Annotated in this window: 18 protein-coding genes; 13 read left to right on the plus strand and 5 right to left on the minus strand. The window is 54.9% G+C overall.

Going from position 1 to position 18,197, the window contains the following annotated elements; all coding sequences use genetic code 11:
* Window positions 1–73: 73 nt before the first annotated feature.
* The 5 genes from ACK13D_RS12560 (at window position 74) to hisP (ending at window position 4,045) form a co-directional block, all read left to right on the plus strand.
* Entirely contained in the window at window positions 74–643 is a 570-nt protein-coding gene (locus ACK13D_RS12560) for a UbiX family flavin prenyltransferase (RefSeq protein ID WP_010258003.1), read from the plus strand.
* A 259-nt stretch (window positions 644–902) separates the two neighbouring features.
* Window positions 903–1,685 carry a lysine/arginine/ornithine ABC transporter substrate-binding protein ArgT gene (gene argT, locus ACK13D_RS12565; protein ID WP_010258004.1) on the plus strand — a complete coding sequence of 261 codons (783 nt, stop codon included), beginning with the start codon at window positions 903–905 and terminating at the stop codon, window positions 1,683–1,685.
* Window positions 1,686–1,864: 179 nt separating this feature from the next.
* Entirely contained in the window at window positions 1,865–2,554 is a 690-nt protein-coding gene (locus tag ACK13D_RS12570; protein WP_010258006.1) for a histidine ABC transporter permease HisQ, read from the plus strand.
* Window positions 2,547–3,263 carry an ABC transporter permease gene (locus ACK13D_RS12575; protein ID WP_418796513.1) on the plus strand — a complete coding sequence of 239 codons (717 nt, stop codon included), beginning with the start codon at window positions 2,547–2,549 and terminating at the stop codon, window positions 3,261–3,263. Before ACK13D_RS12570 ends, ACK13D_RS12575 begins: the two co-directional genes overlap by 8 nt.
* A gap of 8 nt (window positions 3,264–3,271) precedes the next feature.
* Complete coding sequence (hisP, locus tag ACK13D_RS12580) at window positions 3,272–4,045, plus strand: histidine ABC transporter ATP-binding protein HisP (RefSeq protein ID WP_010258014.1); 774 nt, start codon at window positions 3,272–3,274, stop codon at window positions 4,043–4,045.
* A 135-nt stretch (window positions 4,046–4,180) separates the two neighbouring features.
* Here the strand turns inward: hisP and ACK13D_RS12585 are convergent, their stop codons facing one another.
* Window positions 4,181–5,128: a sugar-binding transcriptional regulator gene (locus tag ACK13D_RS12585; RefSeq protein WP_010258017.1), complete on the minus strand. Its 948-nt coding sequence runs from the start codon at window positions 5,126–5,128 to the stop codon at window positions 4,181–4,183.
* 195 nt (window positions 5,129–5,323) lie between these two features.
* Here ACK13D_RS12585 and dalD point away from each other — a divergent pair, with 195 nt between their 5' ends.
* Genes dalD through ACK13D_RS12600 form a run of 3 tightly spaced genes read left to right on the plus strand, consistent with a single transcriptional unit; the run spans window position 5,324 to window position 9,492 of the window.
* Complete coding sequence (gene dalD, locus ACK13D_RS12590) at window positions 5,324–6,712, plus strand: D-arabinitol 4-dehydrogenase (RefSeq protein WP_418796515.1); 1,389 nt, start codon at window positions 5,324–5,326, stop codon at window positions 6,710–6,712.
* A gap of 2 nt (window positions 6,713–6,714) precedes the next feature.
* Window positions 6,715–8,184, plus strand: a complete 1,470-nt coding sequence (gene xylB / locus ACK13D_RS12595) for a xylulokinase (protein WP_033778732.1) — start codon at window positions 6,715–6,717, stop codon at window positions 8,182–8,184.
* Between the two features lie 27 nt (window positions 8,185–8,211).
* Complete coding sequence (locus ACK13D_RS12600) at window positions 8,212–9,492, plus strand: MFS transporter (protein WP_010258025.1); 1,281 nt, start codon at window positions 8,212–8,214, stop codon at window positions 9,490–9,492.
* A gap of 33 nt (window positions 9,493–9,525) precedes the next feature.
* On the opposite strand, the gene ACK13D_RS12605 is transcribed toward ACK13D_RS12600, so the two are convergent.
* Window positions 9,526–10,422, minus strand: a complete 897-nt coding sequence (locus tag ACK13D_RS12605; protein WP_010258028.1) for a TIGR01777 family oxidoreductase — start codon at window positions 10,420–10,422, stop codon at window positions 9,526–9,528.
* A 182-nt stretch (window positions 10,423–10,604) separates the two neighbouring features.
* On the opposite strand from ACK13D_RS12605, the gene yfcF reads away from it, so the two are divergent.
* Both yfcF and yfcD read left to right on the plus strand, forming a co-directional pair.
* Window positions 10,605–11,246: a glutathione transferase gene (gene yfcF / locus ACK13D_RS12610; protein WP_010258032.1), complete on the plus strand. Its 642-nt coding sequence runs from the start codon at window positions 10,605–10,607 to the stop codon at window positions 11,244–11,246.
* A 108-nt stretch (window positions 11,247–11,354) separates the two neighbouring features.
* The gene (gene yfcD, locus ACK13D_RS12615; protein ID WP_010258035.1) at window positions 11,355–11,879 is read left to right on the plus strand and encodes an NUDIX hydrolase YfcD; all 525 of its coding nucleotides are present in this window, start codon (window positions 11,355–11,357) and stop codon (window positions 11,877–11,879) included.
* 109 nt (window positions 11,880–11,988) lie between these two features.
* Here yfcD and pta read toward each other — a convergent pair whose 3' ends face one another.
* Both pta and ackA read right to left on the minus strand, forming a co-directional pair.
* The gene (gene pta, locus ACK13D_RS12620; RefSeq protein WP_031292718.1) at window positions 11,989–14,121 is read right to left on the minus strand and encodes a phosphate acetyltransferase; all 2,133 of its coding nucleotides are present in this window, start codon (window positions 14,119–14,121) and stop codon (window positions 11,989–11,991) included.
* An 85-nt stretch (window positions 14,122–14,206) separates the two neighbouring features.
* Window positions 14,207–15,409 carry an acetate kinase gene (ackA, locus tag ACK13D_RS12625; RefSeq protein WP_418796518.1) on the minus strand — a complete coding sequence of 401 codons (1,203 nt, stop codon included), beginning with the start codon at window positions 15,407–15,409 and terminating at the stop codon, window positions 14,207–14,209.
* 337 nt (window positions 15,410–15,746) lie between these two features.
* Here ackA and yfbV point away from each other — a divergent pair, with 337 nt between their 5' ends.
* The 3 genes from yfbV (at window position 15,747) to ACK13D_RS12640 (ending at window position 17,512) form a co-directional block, all read left to right on the plus strand.
* Entirely contained in the window at window positions 15,747–16,199 is a 453-nt protein-coding gene (gene yfbV / locus ACK13D_RS12630) for a terminus macrodomain insulation protein YfbV (protein ID WP_045139796.1), read from the plus strand.
* A gap of 145 nt (window positions 16,200–16,344) precedes the next feature.
* Window positions 16,345–16,839 (plus strand): YfbU family protein, encoded by a 495-nt coding sequence (locus ACK13D_RS12635; protein WP_010671451.1) that lies wholly within the window; start codon window positions 16,345–16,347, stop codon window positions 16,837–16,839.
* Window positions 16,840–16,852: 13 nt separating this feature from the next.
* Complete coding sequence (locus ACK13D_RS12640) at window positions 16,853–17,512, plus strand: sugar phosphatase (protein WP_045139799.1); 660 nt, start codon at window positions 16,853–16,855, stop codon at window positions 17,510–17,512.
* Window positions 17,513–17,541: 29 nt separating this feature from the next.
* Here the strand turns inward: ACK13D_RS12640 and yfbR are convergent, their stop codons facing one another.
* On the minus strand, window positions 17,542–18,141 hold the full coding sequence (gene yfbR, locus ACK13D_RS12645; protein WP_010258048.1) for a 5'-deoxynucleotidase: 600 nt from the start codon (window positions 18,139–18,141) through the stop codon (window positions 17,542–17,544).
* Window positions 18,142–18,197 lie beyond the last annotated feature (56 nt).

Genomic DNA, 18,197 nt, shown 5'->3' on the forward strand with positions numbered 1-18,197 from the left:
AATCCCGCCCTGTTTGTTTTCAGAAACCCGCAGGCCGCGTATGATGGCCCATTGGCTGACATAAGGTTGGAATATGAAACGACTCATCATTGGCATCTCTGGCGCAAGCGGGGTGATCTATGGCGTGCGCATGCTGCAGGTGTTGCAGCAGGTGGAAGAAGTAGAAACGCATCTGGTCATGAGTCAGGCGGCGCGTCAGACGCTGGGACTGGAGAGCGATTATTCGCTGCGTGACGTGCAGGCGCTGGCCGATGTGGTGCATGACGTGCGCGATATTGCAGCAAATATCTCATCTGGATCGTTTAAAACGCTGGGCATGGCGATTTTACCCTGCTCAATGAAAACGCTCTCTGGCATCGTCCACAGTTACAGTGACTCGTTGCTGACCCGTGCGGCTGACGTGGTGTTAAAAGAGCAGCGTAAGCTGGTGCTGTGCGTGCGCGAAACCCCGCTGCATGTTGGCCATCTGCGAATGATGACCACCGCCGCAGAGCTGGGTGCCATTATTATGCCACCCGTGCCGGCATTCTATCATCGGCCTGAAACGATCGATCAGCTGATCGATCAGACCGTTAACCGGGTTATCGACCAGTTTGATATCGAATTATCGGAAGATCTCTTCACGCGCTGGCAGGGTGCATAAAGTTCCGCTGGCGCACTTATTTAGTGCATAAGCGCGCCTCGGATCACTCTTCGTGCATTTGACGCACCAAAAGTTAACAACGTCGCTTTTTCTCTTTTACTTCACTGCTATATTCCCCTCACAAATACAGCGTTTTCGCCTGTCTGACATCACGCTAACAGCGTGGTTAACTTGCAGAACTGGCATGAAACATGCAAATTACTTTGCGCAAACACATCACGAACCACATAACAAAAAGCACTTCACTTGAGGGTAATCTATGAAAAAGCGTGTTCTGGCTCTTTCCCTGATGCTGGGCTTATCCAGTGCTGCCAGCGTCTTCGCGGCGGTTCCGGGTTCAATCCGTATCGGCACAGATCCAACTTACCCACCGTTTGAGTCGAAAAACGCGCAAGGCAAGTTAGTGGGCTTCGATATCGACCTCGCTAACGAAATCTGTAAACGTATTCATACCCAATGTACCTATGTTGAGAGCGACTTTGATGCGCTGATCCCTTCGCTGAAAGCGAAGAAAATTGATGCCATCATCTCCTCACTTTCCATCACAGCGAAACGTCAGGAAGAGATCGCCTTCTCGGAAAAACTCTACGCCGCTAACGCGCGTTTAGTCGCGCCGAAGGGATCGAAAATTGAGCCGACCATTGAGTCCCTGAAAGGCAAAAACATCGGTCTGCTGCAGGGCACCACCCAGGAAACTTACGCCAATCAGAACTGGCGGCCAAAAGGGGTGAACGTCACACCTTATGCAAACCAGGATCTGGTCTATCAGGATCTGAATGCCGGTCGTATTGATGCTGCCTTCCAGGATGAAGTGCAGGCCAGCGAAGGGTTCCTGAAGCAGCCGGTCGGTAAAAATTACGCCTTCGCCGGTCCGGCCGTGAAAGATGACAAGATTTTTGGCGTCGGTACCGGCATGGGACTGCGTAAAGATGACAGCGAACTGAAAGCCGCCATCGACAAAGCCTTTGCTGACATGCGTAAAGATGGCACCTACGACAAGATTGCGAAGAAATACTTCGATTTCAACGTGTACGGCGACTAACCATCCTGTCGCTTTACCCTCTGTGTCCGTTTTGCCGGGTCTGAGCCGGTTCTGCCAGGTGCAGAATCGGGTTCTTTTCCGCTAATGGCGGATGGCATCTGCAACAGAGAGGTAAAGCTAAACTGCCCGTCTCGCTTGCGGGCAGCGTTTCGTTTTCACCCCACGACAGGACCCTTTCGATGCTGTATGGCTATTCTGATGTAATTCTTCGGGGCACGCTGGTGACGCTGGAGCTGGCGCTCACTTCGGTCGTGCTGGCAGTGCTGCTGGGCCTGATTGGCGCAGGCGCGAAACTGTCGCGCAGCCGGCCACTGGCGATGATTTTTGAAGGCTACACCACGCTGATTCGTGGCGTGCCAGACCTTGTACTGATGCTGCTGATCTTCTACGGTCTGCAGATTGTCCTCAACCAGATAACCGATGCGCTGGGCATGGCGCAGTTTGATATCGACCCGATGGTCGCCGGTATCATCACGCTCGGCTTTATCTATGGTGCCTACTTCACCGAAACGTTCCGCGGCGCCTTTATGGCCGTGCCTCAGGGGCAGATTGAAGCAGCAACCGCGTTTGGTTTTACCGGCGCGCAGGTGTTCCGCCGCATTCTGTTTCCGGCCATGATGCGCTACGCGCTGCCGGGCATCGGCAACAACTGGCAGGTGATTCTGAAAGCCACTGCGCTGGTCTCGCTGCTGGGGCTGGAAGATGTGGTGAAGGCGACGCAGCTGGCAGGAAAAAGTACCTGGCAGCCGTTCTACTTCGCCATTGTGGCCGGTGTGATTTATCTGGTATTTACCACGCTGTCAAACGGTGTGCTGTGGTGGCTCAACCGGCGCTATACGGTAGGTGTAAAGAGGGCGAGTTATGATTGATATTATTCAGGAATACTGGAAATCGCTGCTCTGGACTGACGGTTATCGTTTTACCGGTGTAGCTATCACCCTGTGGCTGCTGATCCTCTCGGTCACCATTGGCGGATGTCTGGCAGTCCTGCTGGCGATAGCGCGGGTTTCCCCTAACCGGTTTATCAGCTTTCCGGTCTGGCTCTTCACCTACGTCTTTCGCGGCACGCCGCTCTATGTGCAGCTGCTGGTGTTCTACTCCGGCATGTACACGCTGGAGATTGTGAAAGGCACTGAACTGCTGAATGCCTTTTTCCGCAGTGGTCTGAACTGTACGCTGCTCGCCTTTACCCTCAACACCTGCGCCTACACCACGGAAATTTTTGCTGGTGCGATTCGCTCGGTGCCACACGGTGAAATTGAGGCGGCACGGGCATACGGCTTCTCCACCTTTAAACTCTATCGCTGCATTATCCTGCCATCGGCGCTGCGTACGGCACTGCCGGCCTACAGCAACGAAGTGATTCTGATGCTGCACTCCACGGCGCTGGCCTTCACCGCCACCGTGCCGGATCTGCTGAAAATCGCGCGGGATATTAACTCGGCGACCTATCAGCCGTTTACCGCCTTTGGTCTGGCGGCTGTGTTGTACCTGATTATCTCTTACGTGTTGATCAGCCTGTTCCGCCTGGCGGAACGTCGCTGGCTGGCCCACGTGAAACCCTCTTCATCGCATTGAGTAGAACTATGGCTGACAATAAATTAAGCGTCACCGAATTGCATAAGCGTTACGGTGAACATGAAGTGCTGAAAGGGGTCTCGTTAACTGCTAAAGCGGGCGATGTGATCAGTATCATTGGATCGTCCGGCTCAGGGAAAAGTACCTTTTTACGCTGCATAAACTTCCTCGAAAAACCGAGTGAAGGCAGCATCATGGTGAATAACCAACAAATCACCTTAGTCCGTGACAAAGATGGTCAGCTCAAAGTGGCTGACAAAGAGCAGCTGCGCGCGTTACGTACCAGCCTGACCATGGTGTTCCAGCATTTTAATCTGTGGAGTCACATGACCGTGCTGGAAAACGTGATGGAAGCCCCGATTCAGGTGCTGGGGCTGAGTAAAGCGGCGGCGCGTGAGCGTGCCATCAAATACCTCGATAAAGTCGGGATTGATGCGCGGGCACAGGCAAAATATCCGGTTCACCTCTCCGGCGGTCAGCAGCAGCGTGTGTCGATTGCGCGCGCGCTGGCGATGGAGCCAGAGGTGTTGCTGTTTGACGAACCCACTTCGGCGCTTGATCCGGAGCTGGTCGGGGAAGTACTGCGCATCATGCAGAAGCTGGCTGAGGAGGGCAAAACCATGGTGGTCGTGACCCACGAGATGGAATTTGCCCGTCACGTCTCCAGTCATGTCATTTTCCTGCATCAGGGTAAAATCGAAGAGCAGGGACCGCCTGCGGAACTGTTCGGCAGTCCGAAAAGCCCGCGTTTACAGCAGTTCCTCAAGGGATCGCTGAAGTAACGGTTAGATGTTAGTTAAGGCGAGGGAATCAGGGCACCGGCGTAACGTGCCCTGCGCAGAATAAGTGCGAGCCGCGTTTGAGATTTTGCGTCATCTCTGCGTTCTGCCCTCGCACTCTGCATCCATGCTGAGATATCACTTTTGCAGTAGCTTCAGCGCCGTATCCTCATCGGTCACCAGTCCCGATACCCAGCCGCCCTGTAATGCGGCACGGATTGCTGGATACTTGCGCTCGCTACCCGCAAAGCCAATAATTTTACGCTGAGTCCGGCTTTCCAGTCGCACGCTGGTCAGTAGCTCATCCGTTTCGCCCCATACCCGCTCACCCTGCTGATTGAAAAAGTGACCGAGCATTTCGCCCACCACGCCGCGCCCATTTAGCGCCTCGACCTGCGCATCTGTGATGAATCCCTCGGCATTCAAAGGACAGCCCGGCATCACTTCGCCAATACCCACAAAAGCCACGTCCGCCTGTAATGCGCGATCAATGACGCGCTGGTAAACCTTATGCTGAACCCACATCGCTTTATCCTCTGGGGTGTCGGCGTATAAGGGCGCTGGGATAAAGAAATACTTACCTTGCATCTTTTCGGCCATCTTCAACGGTACGTCATAGCGTGTACCGGAATCATCCCGCGCGATGGCACCAATCATGGAAACGCAATGATGCTGCGGGCGATCAACCCAGGGTAGCGCATCGATCATTGAGCGCAGGGTTTTACCGGAACCAATACCGAACACCTGAGGCGTTTCCTCATTGATGAATTGTGTCATCACCGCCGCGCCTTCAACTGCCAGCATTTGTTGAATAGCCTCATCATTCAGACTGGCAGATGGCACAACGCGGCACAAATCCAGACCAAACTTCGCCTGTACCTCACGCGCCAGCTGCAGACAGTGTGTGACGGGATGATCAATTTTTACGTTCACCATGCCCATTTCACGTGCACTGGATACCAGCCGCTGCGCTACCTGTCGTGACAATCCCAATGCCTGCGCAATCTCCTGCTGTGTCACGCCTGCGACGTAATACATCCATGCGGCACGTGCGGCCAGCTCCTGCTTTTTTTCTTCTCTGCTCATCACGATGTTCCGTCGAATTTGAGGGGACATCTTAACGCCGTGCGGGTCGAAAAGCACTAACTGAGCAAAAGCCCGGGATGTGAGCAAAAATATTATTTGTGACTCAGCTCGCAGAAGGATCTTCGTAATAGGCACTATGCTACAGGTCATCGGGCAAATGCCCTTAGGTGTGGCAAATGTTTAAATGAGGCGATTATGAACAACCAATCAGTGTGGATGCACATCGGCGCGGGATCTTTTCATCGTGCACATCAGGCGTGGTATCTGCATAAACTGCGTGAGCAGGGTGATGAAAGCTGGAGCATCGCGCTCGGCAATATCCGTAATGACGCAGTGCCGCTGCTCAATCAGCTCGCGGCGCAGCAGGGAGAATATGTGCTGGAAACCGTGACGCCTGAAGGTAAGCGCGACTACGAAACCATCACTTCGCTGCGCAAAATTTTGCCCTGGGACAGTGATATCAGTGCGTTGAACGAGCAGGGGGCCAGTGCGGAAACGCGTGTGATTAGCTTTACCGTGACCGAAGCGGGTTACTACCTGACGCCCGCGTTTACCCTGGATCTCAATCAGGCAGATGTGAAGGCCGATCTGGGTGGCGATATCCGCACCCTCTACGGCGCACTCAGCCATATTCTGACACAGCGTGTTGCGCAAGGCGGTCCGCCTGTTACGCTGCTGAACTGCGATAATCTGCGGCACAATGGTGCGCGTTTCCGTGACGCCTTCCTGGCGTTTCTTACGGCCAAAGGCGATACCGCGCTGGCCGACTGGGTGCGCACGCAAACCCGTTCACCGAATACCATGGTTGATCGCATTACACCCCGTCCTACTCCGGAGGTGGCAGAACGCGTGCAGGCGGCGACCGGCAAACAGGATGGCGCAGCAGTAATGGCCGAATCTTTTATTCAGTGGGTCATTGAGGATGATTTTATTGCCGGGCGCCCGGCGCTGGAAAAGGTCGGTGTTGAACTAGTGGAATCGGTACTGCCGTGGGAAGAGGCGAAAATTCGCATCCTCAATGCGACACATGCTGCGATTGCCTGGGCGGGCACACTGATTGGTCTGAACTATATCGATGAGAGCACCAGCCATCCGGCGATTTATCAACTGGCTCACGACTATGTGACCCAGGATGTCATTCCTTCTCTGTCTCCCAGCCCGCTTGATTTAGCGGATTATCGTGACGTGGTGCTGGCCCGCTTCAGTAATCCTTACATTAAAGATACCAATCAGCGCGTCGGTGCCGATGGTTTATCCAAAATTCCCGGCATGGTGACGCCAACCCTGCAACAGTGCTACCAGCGCGGTGCGCAGCCCACCGCAACGGCGGTGATTCCGGCACTGTTCTTCCTGTTTATGCAGCGATGGGCCGATGACAATTTACCCTATTGCTATCAGGACGGTGCGCTACAGGTCGATACGCTGCGTAAGCAGTTCGCCAGCGCCGATCCGCTCCATGCATACCTGAGTGATAGCGCGCTGTTTGCGGAACTGGCATCTGATAAGGCGTTTCATGAATTAGTCACCCGCCGTGTTGCGAGTTTGCAGCAGTGGCTGAAACAGCCTGAACTGGCGGCGGTGTAATTATGTATCTCGGCATTGATATTGGTACCTCAGAGCTTAAAGCGCTGATCATTAATACGCACGGTGAGATTGTGGCGGCTCAGCACGCCACGCTGAGCGTGCAGCGTCCCCATCCCCACTGGGCTGAACAGGATCCTGAATGCTGGTGGCAAGCCTGCAGCGAGGTTCTGGCGGGATTACGTCATCAGTTTCCTCTGGCATGGGCCGCGATTCGCGCTATTGGATTATCGGGACAGATGCACGGGGCCGTGTTGCTGGATGCCGGGGGGAAGGTGCTGCGTCCGTGTATCCTCTGGAACGACACGCGCAGTGCACCGCAGTGTGAAAGGCTACGGAAGAGCAATCCCCGGATAATGGAAATTAGCGGCAATATGATTATGCCCGGCTTCACTTTGCCGAAACTGCACTGGGTCGCGGAAAATGAGCCAGAAATTTTCAGCCGCATCGATAAGGTCCTGCTGCCGAAAGATTACCTGCGCTGGCGTCTTACCGGGCGCTTTGTCAGTGAGCCTTCGGATGCTGCCGGAACGCTGTGGCTCGATGTCTCCCGGCGTGACTGGTCGGAAGAACTGCTGGCCATCACCGGACTGAAGCGTGCCCAAATGCCTGAACTGGTAGAAGGCAGTGCCATAAGTGGACGCCTGCAGCCGACGCTGGCGAGCGAGTGGGGTTTATCTACTGCGGTTACTGTCGCGGGAGGCGGCGGTGACAATGCCGCATCGGCAGTCGGTGTGGGGGCGGTGAATCCCGGTGATGCGTTTATCTCATTGGGTACCTCCGGTGTGATTTTTGTCGTAAACGACCGCTTACGGGCTGACCCTCAATGCGGGGTGCACGCCTTTTGCCATGCGTTACCGGGCCGCTGGCACCAGATGAGTGTGATGCTTAGCGCCGCCAGTTGTCTGCGCTGGTTGTGCAATCTGCTGTCGGTCAGTGAAAGCCAGCTGATGGAGGAGATGGTCCAGCTCAGTGATGAGCAAGTGCGTAGCGCCCCGGTTTTCCTGCCCTATCTGTCTGGTGAACGCACACCACATAACGATCCTGACGCATCCGGTTCTTTCTTCAATCTGCGCCATGAAACCCCGCGCGCCTTGCTGGGCTATGCGGTGGTTGAAGGCGTGGCATTTGGGCTGGCTGATGGGTTGAGTGTGCTCGGCGATGCCAGGCATCACATTCAGCAGTGCAGCCTGACCGGTGGTGGCGCACGTAGCACATTGTGGGCTCAATTGATTGCCGATGTGCTGCAACTGCCCATTGTTACCCATCCCGCCAGCGCATCTGGCGCGCTGGGTGCGGCACGTTTAGCGTGGCTGGCTGATGGCGGCCTTGAGCATGAGGTGTGTCTGAAGCCGGCTGTGCAGGCGTGCTACCAACCGGACGAGACGCGCGGTGCCGTGCTGCAAAAGCGGCTATGTCTGTTCCGGGAACTCTACGTCCAGCAACAACAGGTGCGCAGTTTGCTGCCTGCATAACGACTAACCAGACAGAAGGTAATTGTGATGCAATCGAACGAATACTGGTTTGGCTTACCGAAAAAGATGTTCTGGGGTTTCCTCGCTATCGCAATCTTTATGGCGGGTGATGGCTTTGAAATGGCGTTTCTGTCGCGCCATATCACCGATATGGGCTTTACGCCCGCGCAGTCTGCAGTCGTATTCACCTTCTATGGCTTAGCGGCAGCCCTGGCGGCCTGGGCATCTGGCGTGGTAGCCGAGTTGATCACACCGCAGCGCGCGATGATGATTGGCTTTGTGTTATGGATCGTGATGCATACGCTGTTTATGTCGCTGGGGCTTGGCCTGCGCAACTATCCGCTGATGGTGCTGTTCTACGGCATTCGCGGGCTGGCTTATCCGCTGTTTATCTACTCTTTCATGATGATGCTGGTGCAGGTCTTACCGCGCGAAAAACTGGCGGCGGCGACCGGCTGGTTCTGGGCGATGTATTCTGTCGGCATCGGGGTGATTGGCAGCTATCTGCCAAGTCTCACCATTCCGATGCTGGGGGAAACGGGGACGCTGTGGCTGGCTATTATCTGGGTGGCATGTGGTGGGATCCTCGCATACTTCAGCCTGCGCAAGGTACCGGTGGATCGCTCTCGTGTGAATTTGCCGATGCGTGACAAGATGACAGAGATGGCGCGTGCCGTGACCATCCTGTTCACCAATCAGAATGTGTTTTATGCCTGCCTGATTCGCATCATCAACACGCTGTCGCTGTTTGGTTTCGCCATTATCATGCCACTGCTGTTTGTCGATCGTCTCGGCTTTACCATCTCTGAATGGCTACAAATCTGGGCGGTGTTCTTCTTTGTCACTATATTTACGAATATCTTCTGGGGCCTCACGGGAGAGAAGCTGGGCTGGATCCGTCAGGTGCGCTGGTTTGGTTGCCTGGGGATGGCCATCTCCAGCCTGACCTTTTATTATCTGCCGCTGTATGCGGGTCATAACTTCTGGGTCGCATTAATCCCTGCGGTAATGCTGGGCATTTTTGTCGCCGCGTTTGTACCGATGACCGCTGTATTTCCCACGCTGGAACCGCATCATAAAGGCGCTGCGGTCTCTATTTACAACCTCTCCGCAGGACTCAGTAACTTTGTGGCACCGGCTATCGCCTCAGTCATGCTGCCGTTCTTCGACATTGTCGGTGTGGTATGGGCCTATACCGGGCTATACGTGTTCGCTGGCGTGCTGACCTTTATTATTCGTGTGCCACAACCGGGGCATACGCGTGAAGAGAAGGTAGTGAAGTCGCGTGTAGCAGAGCAGCGTAACTAACGAAACATACGGCGGCCCGGGGCCGCCGTATGTTTATCCTGCGACATCCTGCAGCGCTTCCTGCAAATCGTACCAGCGGAAACCAAAGCCTGAGGCTTCCAGCCGTTTTGGCAGCACATGCTGTCCTCCCAGCACCAGCACCGACGATTCGCCCATCATCAGTTTAATGGCGCTGGCAGGCGTGCGCATAAAGGCCGGACGATGCATCACCCGGCCCAGGGTGGCGGCAAACTGCTCGTTACGCACCGCGTAGGGAGCGACCATATTGAACGGACCCCGCAGATCGTCATGCTCCAGCAGCCAGATAATGGCGTTTAGCATGTCATCAATGTGAATCCACGGCATGTACTGTTTACCACTGCCAATCGGCCCGCCGATGCCGAGTTTAAAGGGCAGCTTCATTTTGCTGAGTGCGCCGCCCTCAGACGCCAGCACCACGCCGGTTCGCAGCAGGCAGACGCGGGTGCGTTCGCTTTCAGCCGCGAGCGCCAGTTGCTCCCAGCGGGCGCAGAGCTGATGAGTAAACTCATCCTGACCCTGATCCTCTTCAGTCAGCACCAGATCGCCGGTGTTGCCATAAAAGCCGGTTGCCGAACCTGAGATCAACACGGACGGTGGCGTGGCGCTGGCGTTGATCAGTGAGACAATCTGCTCGGTTATCTGCCAGCGGCTTTCACACAGCTGCTGTTTATGCGGCTCCGTCCAGCGTTTGTCGGCAATAGGTTCTCCCGCCAGATTAATGACCGCATCGATCGTATCCAGGTTCGACTGTTGCGCCAGCCCTGACCAGAGCGCGACCTCTTCGCCCAGTTTTTCACGCGCGCTGACCACGTCACGCGTCACCACACTGATCTGATGCCCCAGCTGTTGCAGGCGCGGAATCAGGTGACGGCCAATCAGTCCCGTGCCACCGGTAATAAGAATGTGCATGTTGCGGCTCCCTTGATGTTTTTGTTATTTGCATCTTTCAGCATAGAAGAGTCGAGCCACTCTATCGTGAGTCGCGTCGCGCTTTCTTATTCCGGAGGCAGAGATCGGATCAGCTCAGCGTTGCCTTCCCAAATAAAAATCGGTAAACATGATGCAACCCTGACAGCCAATTGAGGTAACCGATGAATTATCCGTCCATCACCCTGTGGTCAGATTCATCATTTTTCAGTCCTTACGCCATGTCGGCCTATGTTGCTCTTACCGAAAAAGGGATCCCTTTCCAGCTGAAGCGCGTCGATTTGTCGCAGAATCAGCAATACGCCGCGGCTTACCGCGAGCTGTCGCTGACCTGCCGGGTCCCGACCCTGCAGATTGATGCGTTCCTGTTAAGCGAATCCTCGGCGATTACCGAATATCTTGAAGAGCGCTTTCCGGCGCCCGAATTTGAGCGCCTCTATCCCCGCGACCGCGAGAAGCGTGCCCGCGCCAGAGAGATCCAGGCCTGGCTGCGCAGTGACTTCCTGTGGATACGCCAGGAGCGTCCCACAGAAGTGCTGTTTGCCGGTGAGCGCTTTGCGCCGCTGACCGCATCAGCGCAGCAGGCGGTGGATAAACTGGTTATGGCCGTCGATCGCCTGCTGCCGGACGGGCAACAGAACCTGTTTGGCGAGTGGTCAATTGCGGATACCGATCTGGCGGTGATGCTTAACCGGCTGGTATTGCATGGCGATCCTTTGCCCGCGCGTCTGCGGGATTATGCTGAGTTTCAGTGGCAGCGAGCCTCAGTACAGCTGTGGTTAGCAGAAAGTGGTAAAAATCGGTAACAGCCAGGGCTTGCTCAGGCTGCCGGAAGTGATTACCTTACGCCACATAAAAATAAAGACGTGGCAAACTGCGTACCCAAGTGTACGCCAAACAGGAAAGGGTTACGGATGGTGGATCAAACTGCGGGTGACGGCATCGAGTGGGTCGATATCGTAAACGAAGAGAATGAAGTTGTTGCTCAGGCAACACGTGCGCAGATGCGCGCTGAGTGCCTGCGTCACCGCGCTACCTATATTGTGGTTCATGACGGTATGGGCAAGATTCTGGTGCAGCGTCGCACAGAGATAAAAGATTTTATGCCGGGCAAACTGGACGCAACCGCAGGCGGCGTGGTGCAGAGCGGTGAAGATATGCTGGAGTCTGCGCGACGTGAAGCGGAAGAGGAGTTAGGGATTGCCGCGGTGCCGTTTGCTGAGCATGGCAAATTCTACTTCGAAGATCAGCACTGTCGCGTCTGGGGCGGTTTGTTCAGTTGTGTGTCACATGGGCCATTCGCCATGCAGGAATCGGAAGTCGATGAGATTATCTGGATGACGCCCGATGAGATCACCGCACGTTGTGATGAGTTCACTGACGATTCGCTTAAAGCGCTCTCTCTGTGGATGAGCCGCAACGGCGATAACCGGGCCTGAAAACGGGCGCTTTAACGCGTCTCAGCGATCCGCATTAAAGCCTCTAGCTCTGTTACCGGCGAAAAAAAGGCATGCCCTGGGGCATGCCTTTTGCGTTCTTACCTGACGCTTAGCCTTGTTCAGCCTGCTGAGACTGAATAGCGGTTAAGGCGATGGTATAGACGATGTCATCAACCAGCGCACCGCGCGACAGGTCGTTAACCGGCTTACGCATACCCTGCAGCATCGGCCCGATTGAGATCAGATCGGCTGAACGCTGTACCGCTTTATACGTGGTGTTACCGGTGTTCAGATCCGGGAAGATAAAGACGGTGGCGCGACCGGCAACCTGTGAATCTGGCGCTTTCGACTTCGCCACATCTTCCATAATCGCGGCGTCATACTGCAGCGGACCATCAATGACCAGATCAGGACGTTTTTCCTGCGCGATACGCGTTGCTTCACGCACTTTTTCAACGTCGCTGCCTGCACCTGACGTGCCGGTAGAGTAGGAGATCATCGCAACACGTGGATCGATACCAAAGGCTTTAGCAGAGTCGGCTGACTGAATTGCGATCTCAGCCAGCTGCTCAGCGGTGGGATCCGGGTTAATCGCGCAGTCTCCGTAAACCAGCACCTGCTCCGGCAGCAGCATAAAGAACACCGATGAAACCAGTGAGCTGTTAGGCGCAGTTTTGATCAGCTGCAGAGGCGGACGAATGGTGTTGGCGGTGGTGTGAACCGCACCTGAAACCAGGCCATCCACTTCGCCACTTTCCAGCATCATGGTGCCCAGCACCACGTTATCTTCCAGTTGTTCCTGGGCGACCACTTCGGTCATCCCTTTGCTCTTACGCAGCTCAACCAGACGCGGCACGTAGTTTTCACGCACCTGTTCCGGATCAACAATCTCAACCCCTTTGCCCAGTTCGACACCCTGAGCCGCAGCAACACGCTGAATCTCATCCGGGTTGCCTAACAGTACGCAGGTGGCGATACCGCGTTCAGCACAGATAGCAGCCGCTTTAACCGTACGCGGCTCGTCACCCTCTGGCAGCACGACGCGTTTGCCCGCTTTACGCGCCAGCTCAGTCAGCTGATAGCGGAAGGCCGGTGGCGACAGGCGACGGCTGCGCTCTGACGTGGCGGTCAGTGACTCAATCCAGTCAGCATTAATGTAGCTGGCAACATATTCCTGCACTTTCTCGATGCGCTGCGTATCGTCAGCGGGCACTTCAAGATTAAAGCTCTGCAGGCTCAGAGAGGTCTGCCAGGTATTGGTTTTCACCATAAACACCGGCAGGCCGGTCTGGAAGGCACGGTCACAGAGGCGCGCGATGCGATCGTCAATCTCGTAGTTACCGGTCAGCAGGATAGCGCCAATCTCAATGCCGTTCATGGCGGCCAGACAGGCGGCGACCAGTACATCCGGGCGGTCTGCGGAAGTCACCAGCAGTGAGCCTGGACGGAAATGCTCCAGCATGTGCGGGATACTACGGGCGCAGAAGGTGACCGATTTAACCCGGCGGGTCTGAATCTCACCTTCGTTGATGATGCGCGCATCCAGGTGGCGGCACATATCGATTGCGCGGGTGGCGATCAGATCAAAGCTCCACGGCACGCAGCCCAGCACCGGCAGCGGGCTGTCTGAGAACAGCTGCTTAGGATCGATATTGGCGATGCTGGCTTTTGACGAGTCATCAAAAATTTCTGACAGGTCAGGGCGGGTACGCCCCTGATCATCGACCGGCGCGTTGAGTTTATTGATGATCACGCCAGTGATATTTTTATTCTTCTGACCGCCGAAGCTGCTCTGCGTCAGTTCAATGCGCTCTTTCAGCTGTGCCGGAGAGTCATTGCCCAGCGCCATCACGAAGACGATTTCCGCATTCAGAGTTTTCGCGATTTCATAGTTCAGCGCGTTGGCGAACTGATGCTTACGGGTAGGGACCAGACCTTCAACCAGCACCACTTCCGCATTCTGCGTGTTGGCATGGTAACGGGAGATGATCTCTTCCATCAGCACATCCTGCTGGTTCGATCCCAGCAGTGATTCAACACGTGACATCTGCAGCGGTTCAGCGGCAGGAATCGAGGAGTTCTTACGGATAATAGTGGTGGTTTGATCCGGCGTATCGCCTCCGGTACGCGGCTGAGCAATCGGCTTAAAGACGCTGAGTCGAACGCCTTTGCGCTCCATGGCGCGGATAACGCCGAGGCTGACGCTGGTCAGGCCGACGCTGGTGCCGGTCGGAATGAGCATAATTGTACGTGACACGTTTGAACCTCTCAGTAATGGCAGGGTGTCAAAAACAACTCCGTCAGCCTGAGCTGACGGAGAGAAGTGTTTACGCAGTCAGACGCGCGGCGTCCTGGGCGATGACCAGCTCTTCGTTGGTCGGGATCACCAGCGCCGGGCGGGTGCCTTCTTTATTGATGTAACCAGACTTGCCGAAACGGGCCGCCAGGTTGCGATCGTGATCGACGTCAAAGCCCAGCAGTGCCAGTTTTTTCAGTGAGAGTTCACGAACCATCGCGGCGTTTTCACCAATGCCGCCAGTAAATACCACGGCATCAAGGCGGCCATCCATCAGCGCAGTGTAGCTGCCGATATATTTCGCCAGGCGATGACAGAAGACATCCATTGCGCGCTTCGCATCTTCTTTGGTGGTGTAGTTATCTTCCACGTAGCGGCAGTCGCTGGTGACTTCAGTCAGACCTAACAGGCCAGACTCTTTGGTCAGCAGTTTATTGATGGCATCGACGCTCATACCCAGCGTATCGTGCAGGAAGAAGATAATTGCCGGGTCGATGTCGCCACTGCGGGTACCCATCACCAGGCCTTCCAGTGGGGTCAGGCCCATTGAGGTGTCCACACACTCGCCGTTGCGAATGGCAGAGACAGAACCGCCGTTACCGAGGTGGCAGGTAATAATATTCAGTGACTCAAGCGTCTTGTTGAGCATTTTGGCCGCTTCATGGGTCACATAGAAGTGGCTGGTACCATGCGCGCCATAGCGACGAACGCCATGCTCTTTATACAATTTGTACGGCAGCGCATAGAGATAAGACTCTTCCGGCATTGTCTGATGGAAAGCGGTGTCAAATACCGCGACATTCTTATCTGACAGGTGCGGGAAGTTTTTCATCGCTTCATCAATACCGATCAGATGAGCCGGATTGTGCAGCGGTGCAAAAGAAGAGGCGTCTTTGATGCCCTGTACCACTTCTTCAGTGATGATGACTGACTGAGTCAGCTTCTCGCCGCCATGAACGATACGATGGCCGATTGCAGCAATTTGTGCCGAAAGCTCAGGTTTTTGTGCCAGAATGGTTTTAACGATAAAGTTCAGCGCTTCACTATGCGCTGCGCCAGCACCCAGAGGCGCTTCCTGTTTTTCGCCTTCCAGCTTCCATTTGATGCGGGCTTCAGGAAGGTGGAAACATTCCGCCAGGCCAGACAGGAATTCTTCACCGCTGGCAGGGTTGAGGATGGCAAACTTAAGGGAAGAGCTGCCACAGTTCAGAACCAGAACTAACTTACTCGACATGGAAGTACCTATTTTTTGAGAGTGGCTAAATAAAACGCAATCAGACTAACAGCGTAGCCCATGAAAGCTGGTAGATTAATGACAAACATCATGCGGTAGACAGAATTCTGCATTTCCGCAAAAAATTTCGGCAATCTTACGCGAAAATTTGAAGATTGCCTCGTCTGAACCTGGCTCAGGCCTCTTCCCAAAAGCGCAATCCGCTTCCGGAAAGGGGGTAAAACGGCGTCAGAATAGCTGGAGTCACCTTTAAAGACAAAAATAATTGAAGGATGTCACGTAAAGTTGTGTAGTTATAACTATTTTTTAATTTTTACAGTATTAGTTGAGGTGAGCCATGGCGAATGAATCTGGCAGTACCAATTGGTTTCGGATGTTTCAGCGCGGCCAACACTATATGAAGACCTGGCCGGCTGATAAGCGCCTGGCACCTATGTTCCCGGAAAACCGTGTTTCATCGGCAACGCGTTTTGCTATTCGCTTTATGCCCCCTTTGGCGATTTTTACGCTGACCTGGCAGATCGCGATGGGCGGTCAGTTAGGCCCGGCCGTGGCGACCGCGCTGTTTGCCTGTACCCTGCCGATGCAGGGATTATGGTGGCTGGGAAAGCGTTCTGTGACGCCGCTGCCGCCGACGCTGCTTAACTGGTTTCATGAAGTTCGTGCCCGGCTGGAAGAAGCGGGGCAGGCGATAGCGCCAGTAGAAGGCAAGCCGACCTATCAGGCGCTGGCCGATCTGCTAAAGCGGGCGTTCAAACAACTCGACCGCACTTTCCTCGACGATCTCTGACCTATCCCGGGCTGGCGGTAAAATATTTACCGCTAACCTGCGGCCAAATCAAAGAATGGTGATACGGCGATTTCCGTGTCGCTAACGCTGTGCAATGATTTCTCCATTGTCGATTAACTGAGCGGTCTCTGACCGGGAGTAAATGATGGAAATGACCCATGCGCAGCGTTTGATTCTCACTAATCAGTACAAAATGATGGCCATGCTTGAGCCGGAAAATGCGGAGCGTTTTCGCCGTTACCAGACCATCATCGAGCGCGGTTATGCGCTGCAGATGCGGGAGCTGGACAAAGAGTTTGGCGAACTCAGCGAAGCGATCTGCCGGACGGTGATCGATATTATGGAAATGCATCACGCTCTCCACGTCTCCTGGTCGAACCTTAAAGAGAAAGGTGAGCTTGAAGAGCGGCGTCTGGCCTTTCTGGGCTTCGATGCGGCAACGGAAGCGCGCCTGCTGGGTTATGTCCGTTTTATGGTCAATACAGAAGGGCGTTATACCCACTTCGATTCCGGCACCCATGGTTTTAATGCGCAGACCCCAATGTGGGAAAAGTATCAACGGATGTTAGCTTTGTGGCAGACTTGTCCGCGCCAGTACCATTTAAGTGCAAACGAAATTGCGCAAGTGATTAATGCCTGATGAGGAGGAGCGCGTGACCTACAGAGGTTTTCTATTTGATTTAGACGGCACGCTGGTGGATTCACTGCCAGCGGTTGAACGAGCCTGGAGCCAGTGGGGTGCCCGTCATGGCATCGCGGCTGATGAGATTCTGGATTTCATTCATGGCAAACAGGCGATCACCTCTCTGCGTCATTTCATGGCAGGCCAGTCGGAAGAGGCTATTCAGGCGGAGTTTGTTGCGCTGGAGCAGGCTGAAGCGGCGGACACCGACGGTGTGCAGGCGCTGCCAGGGGCCAACGCGTTGCTGAACCGGCTGAACGAACTGCAGATTCCCTGGGCGATTGTCACTTCCGGTTCAGTGCCGGTCGCACATGCACGTCATAAAGCCGCAGGCTTACCGAAGCCCGCCGTGTTTATTACCGCTGAACAGGTGACTAAGGGCAAACCGGAGCCCGATCCCTACCTGCTTGGCGCGGAGAAGCTGGGATTAGCGGCGACATCGTGCGTGGTTGCAGAAGATGCACCTGCCGGAATCTTATCCGGCCTGAATGCTGGCTGTGCGGTGATTGCCATCAATGCGCCGGCGGAGACACCCCGGCTGGATGAGGTAGCGCTTCAGCTCGACTCACTGGCGTCACTGGTGATAACCCGCGAGTCTGACGGCAGCTTTACCTTCCGTCAGCAGGCTTAAGGGCTGGCCCGGCGGCCAGACCGTCGGGCTTAGAGTGGTGTATCCTGCGAGATTTCATCCAGTGACAGGCTGAAGCTCGGAATAAACACCTCAACGAAGTAATCCATCTCCGGTGAACGCCGAAGTGCCAGGGTCTTTTCCAGCCGCGCTTTGGCCAGTAAAAATTCGTTGTTCCCAGCAGACAACTCCTCAAGACATTTTACATATGCACAGAGCGCATCCGCCTGTTTCACAACCGCCTGCTCCTCTTCGCTGTGCAGATGCTCATCGATCAACGGGCGATAGATCGCCTGAAACTCTTCAGGCAGCATCTCAATCAGCTTCTGCTGAGCAATCTTCTCGATTTTCTTGTATTCGTGGGCGATCTGCGCGTTGTAATACTTTACCGGAGTCGGTAAATCGCCGGTGAGCACTTCACTGGCATCGTGGTAAAGCGCCAGCATGGCAATGTGATCGGCATTAAGCGACCCGTTGAATTTAAGGTTTTTGATCACGGCCAGGGCATGCGCCACCATAGCGACCTGCAGACTGTGTTCGGAGACATTTTCGGTGCGCACATTGCGCATCAGCGGCCAGCGATTGATCAGCTTAAGACGGGAGAGATGAGCAAAGAAGTGACTTTGTGTCATGAGCGTTCCTGTTGGCTGGCGGGGGAGAGACAGGCTCTGGCTCTCCCCAAATAGCG

This window comes from Pantoea sp. K16 (assembly GCF_048452805.1).
In the GTDB taxonomy this organism is placed as follows: Bacteria; Pseudomonadota; Gammaproteobacteria; order Enterobacterales; family Enterobacteriaceae; genus Pantoea; species Pantoea agglomerans.